Source organism: Streptomyces paludis (assembly GCF_003344965.1).
GTDB lineage: Bacteria > Actinomycetota > Actinomycetes > Streptomycetales > Streptomycetaceae > Streptomyces > Streptomyces paludis.
Window position 1 is genome coordinate 6,225,712 of sequence record NZ_CP031194.1, and the last position, 15,162, is coordinate 6,240,873.

The window sequence follows — 15,162 nt, forward strand, 5'->3', positions numbered from 1 at the left end:
TCCTGAGGAGGACACATGACCCGGCGCACGGCCCCCTTCCGGCTCGACGGAAGGGCCACGACGGCGGCGTGCCCGACCGGGCTCCGCACCATCCGGAGGGCCGGGTGCCGGGCAGCCGCGGCCGTGTTCCTGGCCGCCGCCCTGACCGGCTGCACCGCCGCCGCGAACTCTGGTGCGAACGGCGGTTCCTCCCCGGCGAGCGACCTGGACGCGGACTGCCGCGCCACCAAGTCCGACACTGGTCTGGAGGTCACCCTCACCGTGAGCCCCTGCCCGCCCACGGGCGGGGGCGTGGCCGGCACGGCCGGGGTGGAGGTGAAGGACGCCGACGGCAAGGCCGTCTCCGGCGCCAAGGTCGAGATCAACCCCGAAATGCCCAACATGAAGATGAAGGGCGGCAACCAGACGGCACGTCCCGAGGGCGACGGCTACGAGGCCAAGCTCGTCCTGGGCATGCCGGGCGACTGGCGGATCACCGTCACTGTCGTCCCCGCCTCCGGGGAGAAGTCCACCACCGCTTTCAACCTGACGGCGAAGGGCTGACCCGTGCTCAGCAGCCGCGCCCGCTTGCTGCCCGCCTCCAGCACCGCTGCCCTGGACGCCGAGATCAAGGCCCGGATCTCCGCCGGTGCGGACATCATCAACCTCACAGGAGGCGAACTCGACTTCCCCACTCCCGACCAGGCGGCCGACGGGGCCCGGCGCGCCATCACCGAGGGCCGGACCCGCTACACCCCGGTCGCCGGCATCGGGCCGCTGAGAGAGGCCATCGCCCGGCGCCTCACCGAGCACTGGGACTGCCGCTACGACGCGACGCAGGTCGTGACCACGAATGGCGCCAAGCAGGCACTCGCCCAGGTGTTCACCGTCCTGTGCGAACCCGGCGACGAGGTGATCCTCCCGGCTCCGTACTGGGTCAGCTTCCCGCATATGATCCGCCTCGCGGGCGCGGTGCCGGTGACGGTGCCCACCTCGGCCACCGGCTTCAAGCTCACCCCCGAAGCGCTGCTGACCCACCTGACCCCGCGCTCCCGGGTCCTCCTGCTCAACAGCCCCTCCAACCCTACGGGCGTGGTGTACGAGCGCTCCGAACTCCTCGCCCTGGCGCGGGTGGCTGTGGAACACGGGCTGGCCATCGTGACCGACGAGATCTACGGCGACCTCGTCCATGACGGTGCGTCCTTCACCAGCGTCGCCTCACTGGGGCCCGACATCGCCGAACGGACCGTCACGGTCGGCGGCTTCTCGAAGACGTACGCCATGACGGGCTGGCGCATAGGCTTCGCGGCAGCTCCCTTGCCGGTCGCCGCTGCCCTCACCGCCGTACAGGGACACACAAGCTCGGCCCCCTCCTCGATCTCGCAGTACGCCGCGCTCGCCGCCCTGACCGACGGAACCGAGGCGGAACTGGAGCGCAGGGCAGCCAAGCTGAGCAGACGCCGCACGCTCATGCGGGACGGCATCCGCGCGCTGCCGCCGCTCCTGCTGACAGCGCCACCGCAGGGCGGCTTCTTCGCCTTCGTGGACATTGGCGCGCTGTGCACACAGCCGGGCGAGGACGCCGGGACTTTCGCGCGCGACCTGCTGGAGCACGCCGGAGTCGCCGTCATGCCCGGCAACGGCTTCGCGGCCCCGGACCACGTGCGGCTGTCCTACGGCGTCGGCACCGAGGACATCATCCGCGCCCTCGACCGCATAGGCATCTACCTCAAGACCACAGGAACGGGAGCACACCGTGGATAAGGCCACTGTCTTCGAAGTACGCGGGATGACTTGCGGGGGATGCGCCAAGCGCATCCGTACGGCTATTGAGACGGACCTCGGGGAGGACACGGCCGTGGCCGTCGACCACAGGACCGGCCGGGTGACCGTCACCTCGCCGCGCGACATCACCCCCGAGGCCGTCCGGTCGGCCGTCGAGCGCACCGGCTACGAGTTCGCGGGGACGGCGGTGTGACCCCCTCCCTCCGGCTCGCGCTGTACGCCGTGGTCCTTGTCGGATGTTTCGGCCTGGCCTGGCTGCTCGGCAGAGCCCTGCCACCCCTCTGACCTGCCAGCCCCCACCGAATGGAGACTCCCCTCATGGCCAGCACTGCCACGACGGCACCAGCCGTGGTCACGCTCGACATCGGCGGGATGACCTGCGGAGCGTGCTCCGCCCGGATCGAGCGCAAGCTGAACCGGCTCGACGGCGTGACGGCCGAGGTCAACTTCGCCCTGGAACGGGCCCATGTGAGCTTCGACGACCGCCACACCGTCGACGGACTGATCGATACGGTCACGAAGATGGGGTACACCGCCACCCTGCCCCCATCGCCCGCGGCGGCCGTCCCGGCGCCGGACCCCGGTGGGACGGCCGGCGCCGCCGCCGACCGCGAACTGGCGGCCATGCGGCTGCGCATCCTGGTCTGCGCCGCCCTCACTGTGCCGGTCATGATCATGGCCATGGTCATGCCCCTGCAGTTCGACCACTGGCAGTGGCTCTCGCTCACCCTCGCGGCACCCGTCGCCGTCTGGGGAGCCTGGCCGTTCCACACCGCCGCCTGGAAGAACCTGCGTCAGGCTTCCGGGACCATGGACTCGCTGGTCTCCATCGGCGTCCTCGCCTCCTTCGGATGGTCGCTGTACGCGCTGTTCTTCGGCTGGGCCGGTGTGACCGGCATGCGGATGCCGTTCCTCATGGTCCCGACACCGGGACAGGGGTCGCACCACATCTATCTGGAGGTCTCCACCTCCCTGACCCTCTTTGTCCTGGTGGGCCGGTACGCGGAGCACCGGGCCAAGAGGCGCGCGGGAAGCGCCGTGCGGGCCCTGCTCGAACTCGGCGCCAAGGACGCCACGGTCCTGCGGGCCGGCCAGGAACTGGCCGTCCCCGTCGGGGAGCTGCGCGTCGGTGATCTCTTCGTGATCCGGCCGGGAGAGAAGATCGCCACCGACGGCGTGGTCGTCGAAGGCGCGTCCGCCGTGGATGTCTCCATGCTGACCGGCGAGAGCGTGCCGCAGGAGGTCTCCGAGGGCGACGCCGTCACCGGAGCCACCGTAAACACCAGCGGGCGCCTAGTGGTCCGCGCCGAGCGGGTAGGGGCCGACACCCAGCTCGCCCACATCAGCCGGCTCGTCTCCGAGGCGCAGGCGGGCAAGGCCCCGGTCCAGCGGCTGGCCGACCGGATCGCCGCCGTGTTCGTCCCCGCCGTCATCGGCATCGCGGTGGCCGTCGCCGGATTCTGGATCGGCAACGGAGGAGGCGCGGCGGCCGCGCTCACCGCCTCGGTCGCCGTGCTGGTGGTGGCCTGCCCCTGCTCCCTCGGACTCGCCACCCCCACGGCCCTGCTCGTGGGCACTGGACGCGGCGCACAACTGGGCATCGTCATCCGGGGACCGCACATCCTCGAATCGACCCGGCGTATCGACACCGTCGTCCTGGACAAGACCGGTACCGTGACGACCGGCCGGATGCGGCTCGTCGCCATGGAGTACGGGGAGGGCACAGACCGCGACGAACTGCTGACCCTCGCGGCCGCGCTGGAGCACGCTTCCGAACACCCCATCGCGACGGCCGTGACCGCGGCGGCCGCCAAGGTGGCACCTGTGCTGCCCAAGGTTGACGCATTCCGTGCCAGCGCCGGATTCGGCGTTGAGGGCCGGGTGGGGGAGCGCGGGGTCGTGGTCGGCCGGCCCAGCTGGGTCGGCGGTCGGATGGAGTTGCCGGACGGTCTGCGGAAGGGCCTGGAGGGCCTGGAGAACAGCGGCCGGACCGCGGTCGCGGTCGGCTGGGACGGAGAGGTGCGCGGACTGCTGTTTGTCGCGGACGAGGCCAAGCCCACCAGCCGCCGAGCGATCGACGAGATGCGCTGGCTGGGACTGACGCCCGTACTGCTCACCGGCGACACGGCCGGGGCGGCCCGGCGCATCGCCGACGACATGGGAATCACCGACGTCTACGCCGAGGTCCTTCCCCAGGACAAGGCCGCTGTCGTCCGCAGACTCCAGGAAGAGGGGCGCACCGTCGCAATGGTCGGAGACGGTATCAACGACGCCGCCGCCCTGGCCCAGGCCGATCTGGGCATCGCCATCGGCGGGGGGACCGACGCGGCCATCGAGGCGAGCGACATCACCCTGGTCCGCGGCGACCTGCGCGACGCCGCTGACGCCGTACGCCTTTCCCGGCGGACCCTCGGGACGATCAAGGGCAACCTGTTCTGGGCGTTCATCTACAACCTCGCCGGTATTCCGCTCGCAGCGTCGGGCGTGCTCAACCCGATGATCGCGGCGGCGGCCATGGTGCTGTCCAGCATTTTCGTGGTGACCAACAGCCTGCGGCTGCGTCGCTTCACGTCCTCCTCGGCGGCGGACGGCGGCCGTGGTGCGGAGGGGCGGGCCGGCACGCCGGCCTCCCCCAAGGACCTGGCGAGCGTCTCGTGATCGTCCGCTCCCTGGGGCTGCCGATGGCTCTCGTCGACGTGGACCAGGCACTGAGCGGACGCTGGCGGGTTCACGAACACGAGGTCGACATCGTAAGGGTGCAGGATCCGCCGTACGCGGCATGGCCACGGCTGAGGGAAGCGGGATTCCACCCCAAACCCCAGGTGATCATGTGGCGGGCAGAGGTGCGGGACTCCGAGGACACCTACCTCGTCACCCTCTCGGGCAAGGACCGCTACGACATCCGTTCCGCCTACCGGCGGGCGGCCGAGGCGGACTTGCTGATCGGTACGGAGCCGCTGACATCCGCGCTGATGGAGGAGTTCATCGAGCTGTACGAGAAGCAGATCGCCGGGATGCGGCACGGCTGGCCGGTCGCGGTCCAGCAACAAGCCGACATCCTCGACCGGGCCGACTCCTTCCGCGCGATCACCGTCCGGAGCGGAACGGCCCTGGTGGGAGCCTGCCTAAACGAGGATCTTCCGGACCGCGGCGAGATGCGGGCGCGCTTCTCGGCGGTGACGCAGGGACAGCGGAACGGCAGCCTCTCCCGGGTGCTCTACTGGGAGACGATGCGTCAGGCCAGGGTGCGGGGTAGGCGCTGGGCGACGCTCGGCCGGGACGTCAACCTCTACGGCCACCTCGGCAACGCGGGCCTGTTCAGCTTCAAGTCGAGGCTCGGCTTCACGGCTGTGCCCGGTCAGTCGGTCGAGCCGGGAAGCGGATCCCACCAGGCCGACCGCGTGGTCGGCTTCACCGCCCTGTCCGATCCCGTGCTGCTGCTCTCCTACGCGGCGATGGAGGGGGAGGAGGCTGCCGTCACGGCTCCCCTGTCGGGACACCTGTTCAGTAGAGGCGAAGTGGACCTCCGCCCGTTTCGCGGTGCCGGACTGTCGGCCCTGACACTGCACCGGGTCCCCCCGCGCGTCTGAGCCGGGCGCGGCGCCCGAGCGGTGGAGAGGAGGCCGGGCTGGACGCGTACTGCGTAGGCGGAGCAGGGCAGAGGTGACGTCAGGCCCGTCCGGAGGCGACCGAGAGCATGCGCTCCATCGCCGCGAGCGTTACCGGGTCAACCCGGTAATAGATCCAGGTACCGCGGCGTTCCGAGATCAGCAGCCCTGCCTCACGGAGCTTCCTGAGATGATGCGAGACCGTCGGCTGGGACACCCCCACGTCCGATATGTCACACACGCAGGCTTCGCCCTCCCTGTGCGACGCGACGGCCGACAGCAGGCGAAGGCGTATTGGGTCGCCGAGAGCTTTGAAGAGCTGGGCGGCTACGTCGGCCTCCTCGCTGTTCAAGGGGCGCTCGGAGAGCGGAGGGCAGCACAGTTCTGCCCCGTGGCCGTTGGCAGGTTTGGCCGTGGGCGGCGCCTTCATCCTGGTCATAACCCTATGTTGACATATTTCGAATCAGCTTGGCAGGGTGCACGCGGGCTTGAGTAAGCCGCTTCGAGCAGTGCGGATACTTGCTGAGGTGATGGCTGGCTGAAGCGGTCCCGCTTCGGGGTCCACGGGCGGCTGAGCGGTTGGCGGGGCATGGCTTCGGTCCTGTGCCGAAGAGTGTGCTGGAAGCTGTAGTTGGCGGTGACTTGGAACAGCAGTTCGCCGGGGGCAGACAGGAAAGACGGCGGGAAGACTGGCCAGCGCGGGCGAGGGCATGTCAACGTAGACGACCTTGCAAGAAACACCAGGTCAGAGAGGTGATCGCCTGTGAACGTAGCTCCCGCCGGCCCTGGATTCTCCACCACCATCGAAGCCCTGCGGCTGCGCGAGTGGCAGCTCGGACCCGGGCAGCCCAAGCTTGTGACTGACCAGTTCTCCGCGGATGACTTCCATCTGATCGTGGACGACCGCGCGGACGTCCATGTCAGTTCGAAGGACGGCCGCTTCTACCTCGGTTGGTTTCCGAGTGGCCGTCCCGGTACCGACGGCGAGGGATGGACGATCGCCGTCACCGGCACGGCCAAGGTGCCCGGCTACCGTCTGTCCTTTGACACCGAGACGCCGGCCGACATCGTCGCCGCCGCCGTGGCACGCGTGCTGGAGACCTCACGTGCCCTATGACCTTGCCGAATCCCACCAGTAGCGCCCGCCCGGAGGAGGTCGGCCGACTGCTGGCCCGTTCCATCGCTCCCGTTTCCCCGTACCCCCAGGAGGCTGTACGTGACGTCCCCGGAGATGACCGTCGGAGATCTTCTCGACCTGCTGTCCGGCTGCGACCGGAGTGCTCCGGTCCGCCAGGCCATCAACCCTTTTTTCCCGATGGCACACCGCTTGGCGCAGGTCGTGCAGTCAGTGGATGAGACCGGTCGGACCGTTGTCTACCTCGCAGAAGGGCGTGACGAGGACGCACAGCTCGGCCATCTGCCGCCGGAGGTCGCCGTCGACCTGACGTGGCAGGGCCCCGTCCAGGCACCCCCGCGCCGCCCCCGCCGCCGTGCCGGTGGCGTTTAGACCCGCACCGACTCCATGGAGGCGCCCCTGTATCCCGACTTCCCGTTCGACCCGTCCACCCCGCGTGGCGGCCAGCCCGCGTTCTGGGTCGGTCCCCGGTATCTGGCCGGTGATGATGAGCGCCTCTACGACGCCGTCGCCGACACGCTTGCCGGCCTGGGCTGGACGAGCCTGACGATCGTCCGTGGCCGGCACGTGCAGGACGAGGCGCCGGAGGACCGCCAGGTCCTGCGGAGCACCGTCCTGCACATCAGTCCCGACACGCTGCGCTGGGCCCAGTGGAGTCTGGCGGACGAACCGTTCCACCTGGGAAAGCTGCCGATCGCCTGGCAGATCTCCGCCCGCGCCGAGACGAGCAGCCCGCTCGCTCAATGGTCGGCCTACTTCACCCGCGACGTCCCCGGCGAGGCGGTGGCCGACTTCCTGGTCGCGCTCGACGCCCGCGATCAGGGAGCCGTGCCGCTCGCCGGATCCGAGCTGGTTCTCGACGCTGTTGCCGCACACGGATGGTTCCGCGACATTGACCGGCCTCAGGCAGCAACGGACCCGACGTTCACCTCGCACATCAGCCTCGGCGAGGTGCCGCCCCTCATCCAGGACACCGACCCGCGCGTCCTGGCGGCCGCTGAGGAGAGACCGGACGGATGGCAGGCGTGGGCCGAGCCCGCGCAGGGCGCACCGTGCCTGTGGGCGGCCTCCTTCGCCGCCAGCGTCCCGCACGATCTCGTTGCCGTCTTCGCCGCCTCTCTCAGCTCGACCGCACCGGTCCTGCGCCGGGTGCTGCCCGAGGCCACCCAGGAGCGCCTCCTGCGCGCGCCCGCCGTCTGACTTCCCACGTACCACTCCCGACGAACGCGGCCCGGCCCCCTCCCCAGTAGGAGGTGGCCGGGCCGTCTTGATTTCCGGGCCAGGCCCTCGTCAAAGCCACGGCTCCGGGCCTCACAGCCACAACCGGAACGTGTTCTACGTACGGTCCGGATATGTCCGAGCCTCGGCTCAGCACGTCGGCCAGGAACGTACTGCCCCCGGCCCACGGTGGTCGGAGGCGGCAGCAGGGCGGATGGGCAGGTCAGCTCGTTGCCGTGGCCTTGTCGAGGGCCGCGGCGAGGTGGCGGTCGACGAGGGCCGGGGAACCGGAGACGATCAGAAGCAGATTGCCGTCGCGTATCGCAGTCTGCTTGACCACGGTGCTCCGTCCTCCGGCCGAGAACGTCAGGAACTGGCTCCACCGCTCGTCACCGAGGTCGTGGGGAGTGGGCAGCTTCTGTGAGGCTATGCCGACGGAGGCGCCGCCCGCGACAACCTGATAAGTCGGGCAGCCGGTCATGGCGTCGAAGATCCGGCTGATGCCGCCGGACAGTTTCTTCGCACTGTCGCTGTACAACTCCTCGGAGATCTCCGAGGAGCCGCCGCCGTACGTGAAGGTCACCTTCGCCATGTGCGGAAAGGTGAGCGTGCCGCCGGTGGCCGTGCCGCCACCGAGCTTGCTCAGGGCCGGGCAGCCGATGACGGTGACGTCGTCGTGCTGGGTGGGGCGCTCCGGCTTGCGCAGGTAGCCGCCGCCGAGGTCGCTCTCGTCGAGCAGGCGGGGCTCCAGCGCAGCCGACGAGAGCGCGGCCGGCTTCCCGGTTCGGGCGGAGGGGGCGGTCTGGTACTTGACCCCGGTGGTGTCGGTGGAGCAGGAAGGCAGGGCAAGGAGAACGGCGGCGACGCCGAGGGCGGTGGTGGAGACGCGAACGCGCATGACGGAACTGACCCCTTGGTACTGGGTGACGGGTGGTCAGTGCGGGCCCGAGGGCCCGATGGGGTCGTAGGAGTGAGGGTCAGCGTCCGAGGTGGCGCAGGCAGTCCTCGAACGTGGCGTGCGTCGCGTCGGTCGGCCCGGAGTTCCGGTTGTACCAGGCGGCGTCGAGGCGGGTCTCCTGCTGCTCGTGGCCGGCCCGGCACCGCAGCCAGATCTGGCCGCGAGTAGAGAGGACGAGCCAGTCCCGGTACGCGCCGCACACCGCGCAGGCCGCCATCTCGCCGTCGAGGATGAGGGGCTGCTTCCACACCATCATCCTGCCGTCGACCTGGTCGTGGCTCGGCACGCGCAGCTCCGGCGGAAGGAAGTCGTCCACCACGCCCATCGACTCGGCGGGGTCCGGCTCAACCGCCGGTACTCCGAAGCCTGGTGGGACCTGGCCCTGTAGCCGCGCCGCCAGCTCGGCGAACTGCCTCTGAGCTTCGCTCGGCCCCTTGGCCCGGCGGCGTATCCGGTGAAACACCCTGGCGTTCTCCTCTGGCTACGTCGTCTCGTACTGCTCGTATCACGATCGTGCTCTACGCTCCCGGTGGTTTCCATTCACAAAGTCCACAGTCACGGTGGCGTGCCGGCATGCGGCAGGCTCACCGGGTCCTACGCGATTGCTCCTCGCCGTTGCGCCGCTTGCCGGGCGCGGAGGGCCTGGTCGTCGTTCTGCGTGGTGCGGTCCGGTTCTTTGAGGTGTTGGGCTCGGTTACGTTGGAGGCGTGGGCGGGCAAGTTGGCTGTCCGCCGTATCCGCCACACGAGTACGTCGCTGACGGAGCCCGCGGTGTCGAGTTCGCGGCGCTGCGCGGCGTCGGACAAGAGGGCAGCGGGGTCGTGGCCGGCGGCTTCGGCCTCCGCGATGGTCGCGGCCAAGGCATACCAGCCTGGCTCAGCGAGGATCTGTCCGGCCAGCTCCGGTAGCGCTTCGTGCAGCAGTGTGGTCTGCCGCTGGAGTATTGGCCGGCTCAGACGCCGGCCTTGTTGGTAGAGCACGCCGAGGGGCTGGGCGGCGGCTTTTTGGTAGGCGGTGCGCAGGTGCTCGGCGGCCCGGGTGGCGGCTTCGGCCTGCTGGGCGTGGCCCTTTCTGTTGTGCCAGTGCGCGGCGGCGGTGATGAGGAAGAACAGCATGTCGATCGCCATCGCGGTGGTGGCGCCGTCCTGCCCGCGGCCGAGGGCGGGGCCGCCGTGGACCAGGTCGCGGGCGGCCTGCCGTAGTGCTCGGTCGTGGCCGCGTACGGCGCGGACGTGGGAGCGCGAGGCCCGCTCGAAGGCTGTTGCGGCGTCGCGCAGTTCGCGGCGTGTGTGGGCGGCGGACGTCTTCGCGAGGGCATCCAGGATTTCGCCGGTCGCAGCGATATGGGCGGCGACGTCCGCGTCCCGGCCGTGCTCGACGACGAGCACGGCCTGCCACACGGCCGATGCCGTTGCGAGGCGGGCGGCGGCCGGACCTCCTGGGCCCGTACGGACTGTTTCGTGTTGCTGGGGAGCCGGGTTGTCCTGGGCATCGGCGGACCAGCGCTCCCGGATACGGGGGAGCGAGAGGTCGGGGGCGAGGCGCGCGCCGGGGTAGAACACCGGCTCGCCGTCCTTGTTCAGGTCGTCGGGCAGGGCGACCTTGTATCCGAGGAGGTCGCCGGAGGGCGCGGCACGCTTGCGGATCAGGAGGCCGGCGGCGGCGAGCCGGCCGAAGAACTCCTCATCGCTCATTGCGCCGGTCACCGCGCGCCGTACGGTTTCACGCAGTTCTTCGCGGGCGGTGCGCTCGCGGCCCTGCCGTTCGGCCTTGTGGCGTTCGGCGCTGGTGGGCCGCTGCGCGGCGGTGCCGTCGCCGGGCGCGACCTCATGGAGGCCGAGTTCCCTCTCGATGAGCCGGGCTTCCGCCTGGGCCCGGGCGCCGGAGCGGAAGTCGTCGGGGCGGTGGCCGTCCTCGGTCACGAGGGTGGCGACGATGTGGATGTGGTCGTCGGCGTGACGTACGGCGGCCCAGCGGCAGCCGGGCTGTCCGTCGCCGGGGTCGATGCCGGTGGCGGCGACGATACGGCGGGCGATGTCGGCCCACTCCTCGTCGGACAGGATCCGGTCGCCCGGGTCGGCGCGTACGGAGGTGTGCCATACGTGCTTGGCCGGGCGGGCGTGCTTGTCGAGGGCCATCACGGGTTGGTCCAAGAGCTGCTGGAGGTCGGCGAGGGTGACGTTCGGGTCGCGGCCGGGGTCGGGGGACATACCGTCGAAGGAGGCGACGAGATGGGGGTCGGTGTGTTCCTCGTACCTGCCCGGACCGTAGAGGTAGGCGAGGAGTCCGATGGTCCGGGAGCCCGACTCATTGACACTGGGCATCATGATCCGCGGTGCTCGATCAGCTGGGCGGCGGCTTGGTGCGCTGTGTCGGCGGCACGCCGTACGGCGGCGATGGCGGCTTTGAGCTGGGGAGCGTCCGCACCGGAGTTGAGCGCTTTGACTGCCTGGTTGAGGTTGCTGCCGGCCCAGCCGAGTCGGCGTCGGCTGTCGAACAGGGCCGTGATCACTTCACGTTCGTCGGCGATCTCGGCGCTGGTGCGGTCGAGGTCGCGGGCGGCGACGAGTGCGGAGCGGGCGAGGAACCCAGCGACGGACAGATTGCATCGGGCGGCGGCGGACTTGATCAGGGCGTACTCGTCTTCGTTGAAACGCGTGGCGGGCTGGCGCAGGCGCTTCTTCTCGGGCGGTTGACGCGGGCGCTGGCGGGCGCGAGGCGCGCGCTGTCGGCGTACGCGCGCTTCGGTCGGCTTCTCCTCCTGTCCAGGCTTCGATCCGCCCTCGGTCGAAGCCAGAAGGACCTGCGCCCCCCGGTGCAGGTCCTCGCCCGCCCCCTCGGGGGCGGGTTCGGCGGAAGCTATGCTTCCGCCCCAACTTGCTCGCCCCGAGAGCGAGTTGGTGTCGGGTTCAGGTGCGGGGGTCGTGCCGTTCTCGGGTGCGTTCTTCATCGGAATTCGGGCCTTGTGGAGCAGATGCGGTGCTGGATGGTCGCGGCCAGCGAGAGGACGTCGGCGTGCAGAAATCGCCGACGGACCAGAACATCCGCCCAGGCACCGGCCTCGGCGACGGCGGGCTCGGATGAATGAGGGGAACGCGGAATCACGGCGTACCTCCTAGCGGGGTGGTGGCCCGGCACGGAGCCGGATCACCTTTTGCGGACCGGGGAGTTGAGCTGGGGTATTGCCAGTTCAGCCGCACTCGGGGCAGCGTCCGGCGTGGCTGTTCAGCGCCCGGGCCATCCGCTGCTTCGTCGAGACAGCCTGCTTTGCACTGGATTTCGCCGCCGGCCTGCCCTCGTGCCGCTTGGAGTGGGCGAGCATGAAGCCGATTTCCCGCTCGTACTCCGCGCGGATGGTGTTGAACTGGTGGCAGGTCTTCATCAGGCGGTGTTCCTTGTCTTCGTGGTGTCGTTGTTCCGCAGCTGCGCCAGGACCAGGCTCAGCCGGTCGTTCCGGCCGCCTTTCAGGCCCTCGCGGCGGAGGATCTCCCGCAGCTGGACTCGGGTGACGGACTCGTTGCCGTCCCGTGCGAGCAGGGCGGGGACGTGGGGGCGGATTTGCTGGACGAGCTGGTCCGTCGACTGCTCCAGCTCGCGCGGCGGGCGCTGTGTCTGCGGGGTGCGGGACCGGCTGCGGTTCGCCTTGTTCTTCGTCTTGGCCTTCGCGGTCGTCTTCCGCCGGAGAGGGACTGTGTGTCCCCGGTCCCCGGTGGGTTCGGTCCCCGATTCGGTGGGGGTCGGTCCCCGGTTCCCGGTGGGTTCGGTCCCCGAATCGGCAGCGGTCGGTCCCCGGTGCGAATCAGGGCGCTGAGCGGATACTTCTTGGGCGGGAAGGCCGGTCCCCACCCTTTCGGCGTCGCTCGCCGAGGCGCTCACATCGGCGGGACCGGTCCCCGGGACCGCGTCCGTTCCCGGGACGGCGGCGCTCGCGTCGTCGCCTTCGGTCCCAGCGCTTGAAGGCTCCTTCGAGTCCGGGATTTCAGGGCTCGGTCCCCTGGGGGTGCTCGGTCCCCGGTCCCCGTCCGGCGCGTCGGGACCGGCTACGGGGACCGACGTTTTCGAGGTCGGCGGCGAGGGGACCGTGGCTGCCGTTGTGGTGCTTTGCGCCGGGGACCAGGGGGAGGGCAGCGGGACCGTGGCGAGCGTGAGGGCGTGCCGGCGGGCGGCGAGCTGGTCGAGTAGCTGTGCGCGCTGGACGAGGTCGGTGCCGACGCAGGCCCTGCCGACCGCCTTTGACAGGCGCCGGGTGAGCCGTCGGCTGCTCCGGTTGCGCTGCTGCTCGGGTGTGCGCTCGGCGAGGCGAGCAGCCAGGTTGACCGCGCGGGTGGTGGCCCGGTCCCGGGTGATCTGCGCGGCGTCGCGGTCTCGCGAGGCGATGCCGAGACGGGACAGGAGCCGCTCGCGAGCCTCCCGGCCCATGACGGCGAGCAGCCCGTTCGAGGCGGCGCCCGGGACGTGCAGGCGCAGTTCTATGCCCATGGCAAGGTGCCACAGCATCGCTGCCATGACCGGGCCGACGAAGGCGCGGACCGTGCCGCCGACAGGGCCGCTCTCTGCGTAGGCCGGGATCACCTGCACTCCGGTGATTACCCAGACCAGAGTGCCCGGCAGGCCGGGAGCGCCCTGAGTGGCCAGGTTCTGCCGGGCCATCAGCGCGGTCGCGAAGAGCGCCAACTCGGCTGCCGCGAACATGCCGACCCGCTCGACGGTGCCGGCTATGTCGAGGTAGTCGGCCGCGAAGCGCCACGAAGTGTCCGCGCTGTAGGCGGTGCAGCCCAGGGCGGCCACGGCGGCGACCTTCACCGCAGGGCCGCCGAGACGTTTCTGCTGGCGCGTGCCCGAGCGCCGCATGGTCCAGACGGCCAGGAGGACCATGAGGGCGGTGGGCACCCCGGCGGCGAGCAGGAGAGAGAGGTCCGGAGCGGCGCCGAGCGACAGGGCGGGGTGGGTCATGCGGCCTTTCCGAGAGGGGCGTGCGCCGGGGACGATGCTGCCGGGTGGGTGGGCGGCTGCTGGGTGCCGGGCGTGGCGGGGGTGGGGCTGCCTGTTGCCGGGGTGGGCTTCTTCCGCTTCTTCTTGGGGCGTGGTACGCCGTAGGTGCGGTCGCGGTCGAAGACTTTGTTCGCGGTCTGCCGGAGGAGGTCACGGGCGTGCTTGTGGCTGATCTGGAGGGCGGCGGCGAGTCGGCCGGGCCGCCAGCCGCGCACGTAGGCGTGGTCGATGACGACCTGCCGCTCGGTCTCGGTCAGGTGGACGTCGCGTCCCTGGAAGAAGGCCGTTACGCGCCGGTAGTCGAGGCGCTGGGCCAGTCCGTTGTGCAAGGGGCGCCGCTCGGCTTCGGTGAGGCCGCCCCAGATGCCCTCCTTGAGGACGTTCTCCAGGGCGAAGTCGAGGCAGTCGCGGCGTACAGGGCACCAGCCGCACAGTTCCTTCGCCTCGGCGATGGCTTCGTGGTCCCGGGGGAGCGGGAAGAACACCGCGTCGGCGTCCTCGACATCCATGCCGTGGCACGTTCCGCGGGTATGCCAGCTGGTGTCGCCGATGCCGCGCAGGCCGGTGGACGGCGCGTCATGGGTGGTGATGTGGCGCAAGGCGATCTCCGATGTGCTGCCGCGCCGGCCGGAGTGGTGCTCGGTGGGGGCGGCGTCGGGTGCCGGCTGCGGCGCGAGGGCGCGCGCCGCAGCCGGGGCGGGACGGTGATGTGGGGTAGCGGTGCACCGAACCGGATACACGCGCTGGATACGCCGGTCAGGCCACGGCGGTCTGCTGGGCCTGCTCGGTCTGCTGACCCTGCTGGGCCGCGGCGAGATCGAGGCGGCCTGGGTGCGGCGTGGCGCGCGGGGTGGTTCCGCGTGCTCCGTCGTCGGGTCCGATCCGGCGGCGACGACACGGCTCGCCGGGCTGGGCCAGGCACCACTCGCACCGGACGCTCAGAGCGTCGGGCAGCCCCTGCGCGAGGGCGGCCTCGCGAGCGGCTCGGGCCGGCCGATAGGGGGCGAGGGAGGCGCGGGCGGCGGGCGGTATGCAGGAGCCGATCTCCCGCAGTCGCGCCTTCAGCTTCGGGTCGACACCGTCGCGACCGGTGGTGATCGCCCGGGCCTGCTCGGGCTGTGCGGTGCCGGCGGCGACGGCCCGACGGGTACTGACCAGCGCGGCGGTCCAGGCGACCTGGTCGTCCGGGTCGACAGGGGGTGTGGGGTCGGAGTGCCGGGCCAGCCGGTCGCGCCGGTAGCTCACCCAGGGACGGACGACGTCCGCGGGCAGGATCTGGTAGGGCGAGGTGCGGATGTGCCGGCGGGCGACAACGCGGGCGTCCCAGCCGTGCGTGGTGGCCATCGGCACGTCGTCGTCCTCGTTGCTGAGCAGCTCGTGCCACTGGGCGAGCTGGTCGCGGGCCTCGCCCGGGTCGGTGCGGATGGTGCGGGGATCCAGTCGGCCGATGTAGGCCAGCAGGGCGGCGGTTTCGCGGCGGTCCACGG

General features: G+C 70.7%; 17 protein-coding genes. 8 read left to right on the forward strand and 9 right to left on the reverse strand.

Annotated features, from left to right (window positions below; genetic code table 11):
* Positions 1-15: 15 nt before the first annotated feature.
* From DVK44_RS27565 to DVK44_RS27585, 5 genes are all read left to right on the forward strand, one after another.
* Positions 16-543 (forward strand): FixH family protein, encoded by a 528-nt coding sequence (locus tag DVK44_RS27565; RefSeq protein WP_114662957.1) that lies wholly within the window; start codon positions 16-18, stop codon positions 541-543.
* 3 nt (positions 544-546) lie between these two features.
* Entirely contained in the window at positions 547-1,743 is a 1,197-nt protein-coding gene (locus DVK44_RS27570; protein WP_114662959.1) for a pyridoxal phosphate-dependent aminotransferase, read from the forward strand.
* Positions 1,736-1,957, forward strand: coding sequence for a heavy-metal-associated domain-containing protein (locus tag DVK44_RS27575; protein WP_114662961.1), 222 nt, complete (start codon positions 1,736-1,738; stop codon positions 1,955-1,957). Before DVK44_RS27570 ends, DVK44_RS27575 begins: the two co-directional genes overlap by 8 nt.
* 125 nt (positions 1,958-2,082) lie before the next feature.
* Complete coding sequence (locus DVK44_RS27580; RefSeq protein WP_114662963.1) at positions 2,083-4,422, forward strand: heavy metal translocating P-type ATPase; 2,340 nt, start codon at positions 2,083-2,085, stop codon at positions 4,420-4,422.
* Positions 4,419-5,354 (forward strand): GNAT family N-acetyltransferase, encoded by a 936-nt coding sequence (locus DVK44_RS27585; RefSeq protein WP_114662964.1) that lies wholly within the window; start codon positions 4,419-4,421, stop codon positions 5,352-5,354. The genes DVK44_RS27580 and DVK44_RS27585 overlap by 4 nt, the downstream gene beginning before the upstream one ends.
* Positions 5,355-5,433: 79 nt before the next feature.
* Here DVK44_RS27585 and DVK44_RS27590 read toward each other — a convergent pair whose 3' ends face one another.
* A complete protein-coding gene (locus tag DVK44_RS27590) occupies positions 5,434-5,811 on the reverse strand; it encodes an ArsR/SmtB family transcription factor (RefSeq protein ID WP_114662966.1) in 378 nt (125 codons plus the stop codon).
* A gap of 324 nt (positions 5,812-6,135) precedes the next feature.
* Here DVK44_RS27590 and DVK44_RS27595 point away from each other — a divergent pair, with 324 nt between their 5' ends.
* The 3 genes from DVK44_RS27595 to DVK44_RS27605 all read left to right on the forward strand — a co-directional run bounded on the left by DVK44_RS27595 (position 6,136) and on the right by DVK44_RS27605 (position 7,707).
* Positions 6,136-6,489 (forward strand): DUF317 domain-containing protein, encoded by a 354-nt coding sequence (locus DVK44_RS27595; RefSeq protein ID WP_114662968.1) that lies wholly within the window; start codon positions 6,136-6,138, stop codon positions 6,487-6,489.
* 99 nt (positions 6,490-6,588) lie between these two features.
* A complete protein-coding gene (locus tag DVK44_RS27600) occupies positions 6,589-6,879 on the forward strand; it encodes a hypothetical protein (protein ID WP_114662969.1) in 291 nt (96 codons plus the stop codon).
* A 15-nt stretch (positions 6,880-6,894) separates the two neighbouring features.
* Positions 6,895-7,707 carry a DUF317 domain-containing protein gene (locus DVK44_RS27605; protein ID WP_114662979.1) on the forward strand — a complete coding sequence of 271 codons (813 nt, stop codon included), beginning with the start codon at positions 6,895-6,897 and terminating at the stop codon, positions 7,705-7,707.
* Between the two features lie 241 nt (positions 7,708-7,948).
* Here the strand turns inward: DVK44_RS27605 and DVK44_RS27610 are convergent, their stop codons facing one another.
* The 8 genes from DVK44_RS27610 to DVK44_RS27645 form a co-directional block, all read right to left on the reverse strand.
* On the reverse strand, positions 7,949-8,623 hold the full coding sequence (locus DVK44_RS27610) for a hypothetical protein (protein ID WP_114662980.1): 675 nt from the start codon (positions 8,621-8,623) through the stop codon (positions 7,949-7,951).
* Between the two features lie 79 nt (positions 8,624-8,702).
* On the reverse strand, positions 8,703-9,146 hold the full coding sequence (locus tag DVK44_RS27615) for a hypothetical protein (RefSeq protein WP_114662982.1): 444 nt from the start codon (positions 9,144-9,146) through the stop codon (positions 8,703-8,705).
* Positions 9,147-9,267: 121 nt separating this feature from the next.
* Entirely contained in the window at positions 9,268-11,010 is a 1,743-nt protein-coding gene (locus tag DVK44_RS27620) for a relaxase/mobilization nuclease domain-containing protein (RefSeq protein WP_114662984.1), read from the reverse strand.
* Positions 11,007-11,633: a hypothetical protein gene (locus DVK44_RS37360; protein ID WP_228447396.1), complete on the reverse strand. Its 627-nt coding sequence runs from the start codon at positions 11,631-11,633 to the stop codon at positions 11,007-11,009. Before DVK44_RS37360 ends, DVK44_RS27620 begins: the two co-directional genes overlap by 4 nt.
* Positions 11,634-11,873: 240 nt before the next feature.
* On the reverse strand, positions 11,874-12,065 hold the full coding sequence (locus DVK44_RS27630; protein WP_114662986.1) for a hypothetical protein: 192 nt from the start codon (positions 12,063-12,065) through the stop codon (positions 11,874-11,876).
* The gene (locus DVK44_RS27635; RefSeq protein WP_114662988.1) at positions 12,065-13,636 is read right to left on the reverse strand and encodes a hypothetical protein; all 1,572 of its coding nucleotides are present in this window, start codon (positions 13,634-13,636) and stop codon (positions 12,065-12,067) included. The genes DVK44_RS27630 and DVK44_RS27635 overlap by 1 nt, the downstream gene beginning before the upstream one ends.
* Positions 13,633-14,274: a WhiB family transcriptional regulator gene (locus tag DVK44_RS27640; protein ID WP_114662990.1), complete on the reverse strand. Its 642-nt coding sequence runs from the start codon at positions 14,272-14,274 to the stop codon at positions 13,633-13,635. The genes DVK44_RS27635 and DVK44_RS27640 overlap by 4 nt, the downstream gene beginning before the upstream one ends.
* Before the next feature lie 157 nt (positions 14,275-14,431).
* On the reverse strand, positions 14,432-15,160 hold the full coding sequence (locus DVK44_RS27645) for a zinc finger domain-containing protein (protein ID WP_114662991.1): 729 nt from the start codon (positions 15,158-15,160) through the stop codon (positions 14,432-14,434).
* Positions 15,161-15,162 lie beyond the last annotated feature (2 nt).

Excerpts from the sequence above, each read along its gene's own strand:
- DVK44_RS27630 (WP_114662986.1), bottom strand. The coding sequence starts at position 12,065 with ATGAAGACCTGCCACCAGTTCAACACCATCCGCGCGGAGTACGAGCGG.
- DVK44_RS27580 (WP_114662963.1), top strand. The coding sequence starts at position 2,083 with ATGGCCAGCACTGCCACGACGGCACCAGCCGTGGTCACGCTCGACATC.
- DVK44_RS27635 (WP_114662988.1), bottom strand. The coding sequence starts at position 13,636 with ATGACCCACCCCGCCCTGTCGCTCGGCGCCGCTCCGGACCTCTCTCTC.
- DVK44_RS27605 (WP_114662979.1), top strand. The coding sequence starts at position 6,895 with ATGGAGGCGCCCCTGTATCCCGACTTCCCGTTCGACCCGTCCACCCCG.
- DVK44_RS27610 (WP_114662980.1), bottom strand. The coding sequence starts at position 8,623 with ATGCGCGTTCGCGTCTCCACCACCGCCCTCGGCGTCGCCGCCGTTCTC.
- DVK44_RS27590 (WP_114662966.1), bottom strand. The coding sequence starts at position 5,811 with ATGACCAGGATGAAGGCGCCGCCCACGGCCAAACCTGCCAACGGCCAC.
- DVK44_RS27565 (WP_114662957.1), top strand. The coding sequence starts at position 16 with ATGACCCGGCGCACGGCCCCCTTCCGGCTCGACGGAAGGGCCACGACG.
- DVK44_RS37360 (WP_228447396.1), bottom strand. The coding sequence starts at position 11,633 with ATGAAGAACGCACCCGAGAACGGCACGACCCCCGCACCTGAACCCGAC.
- DVK44_RS27620 (WP_114662984.1), bottom strand. The coding sequence starts at position 11,010 with ATGATGCCCAGTGTCAATGAGTCGGGCTCCCGGACCATCGGACTCCTC.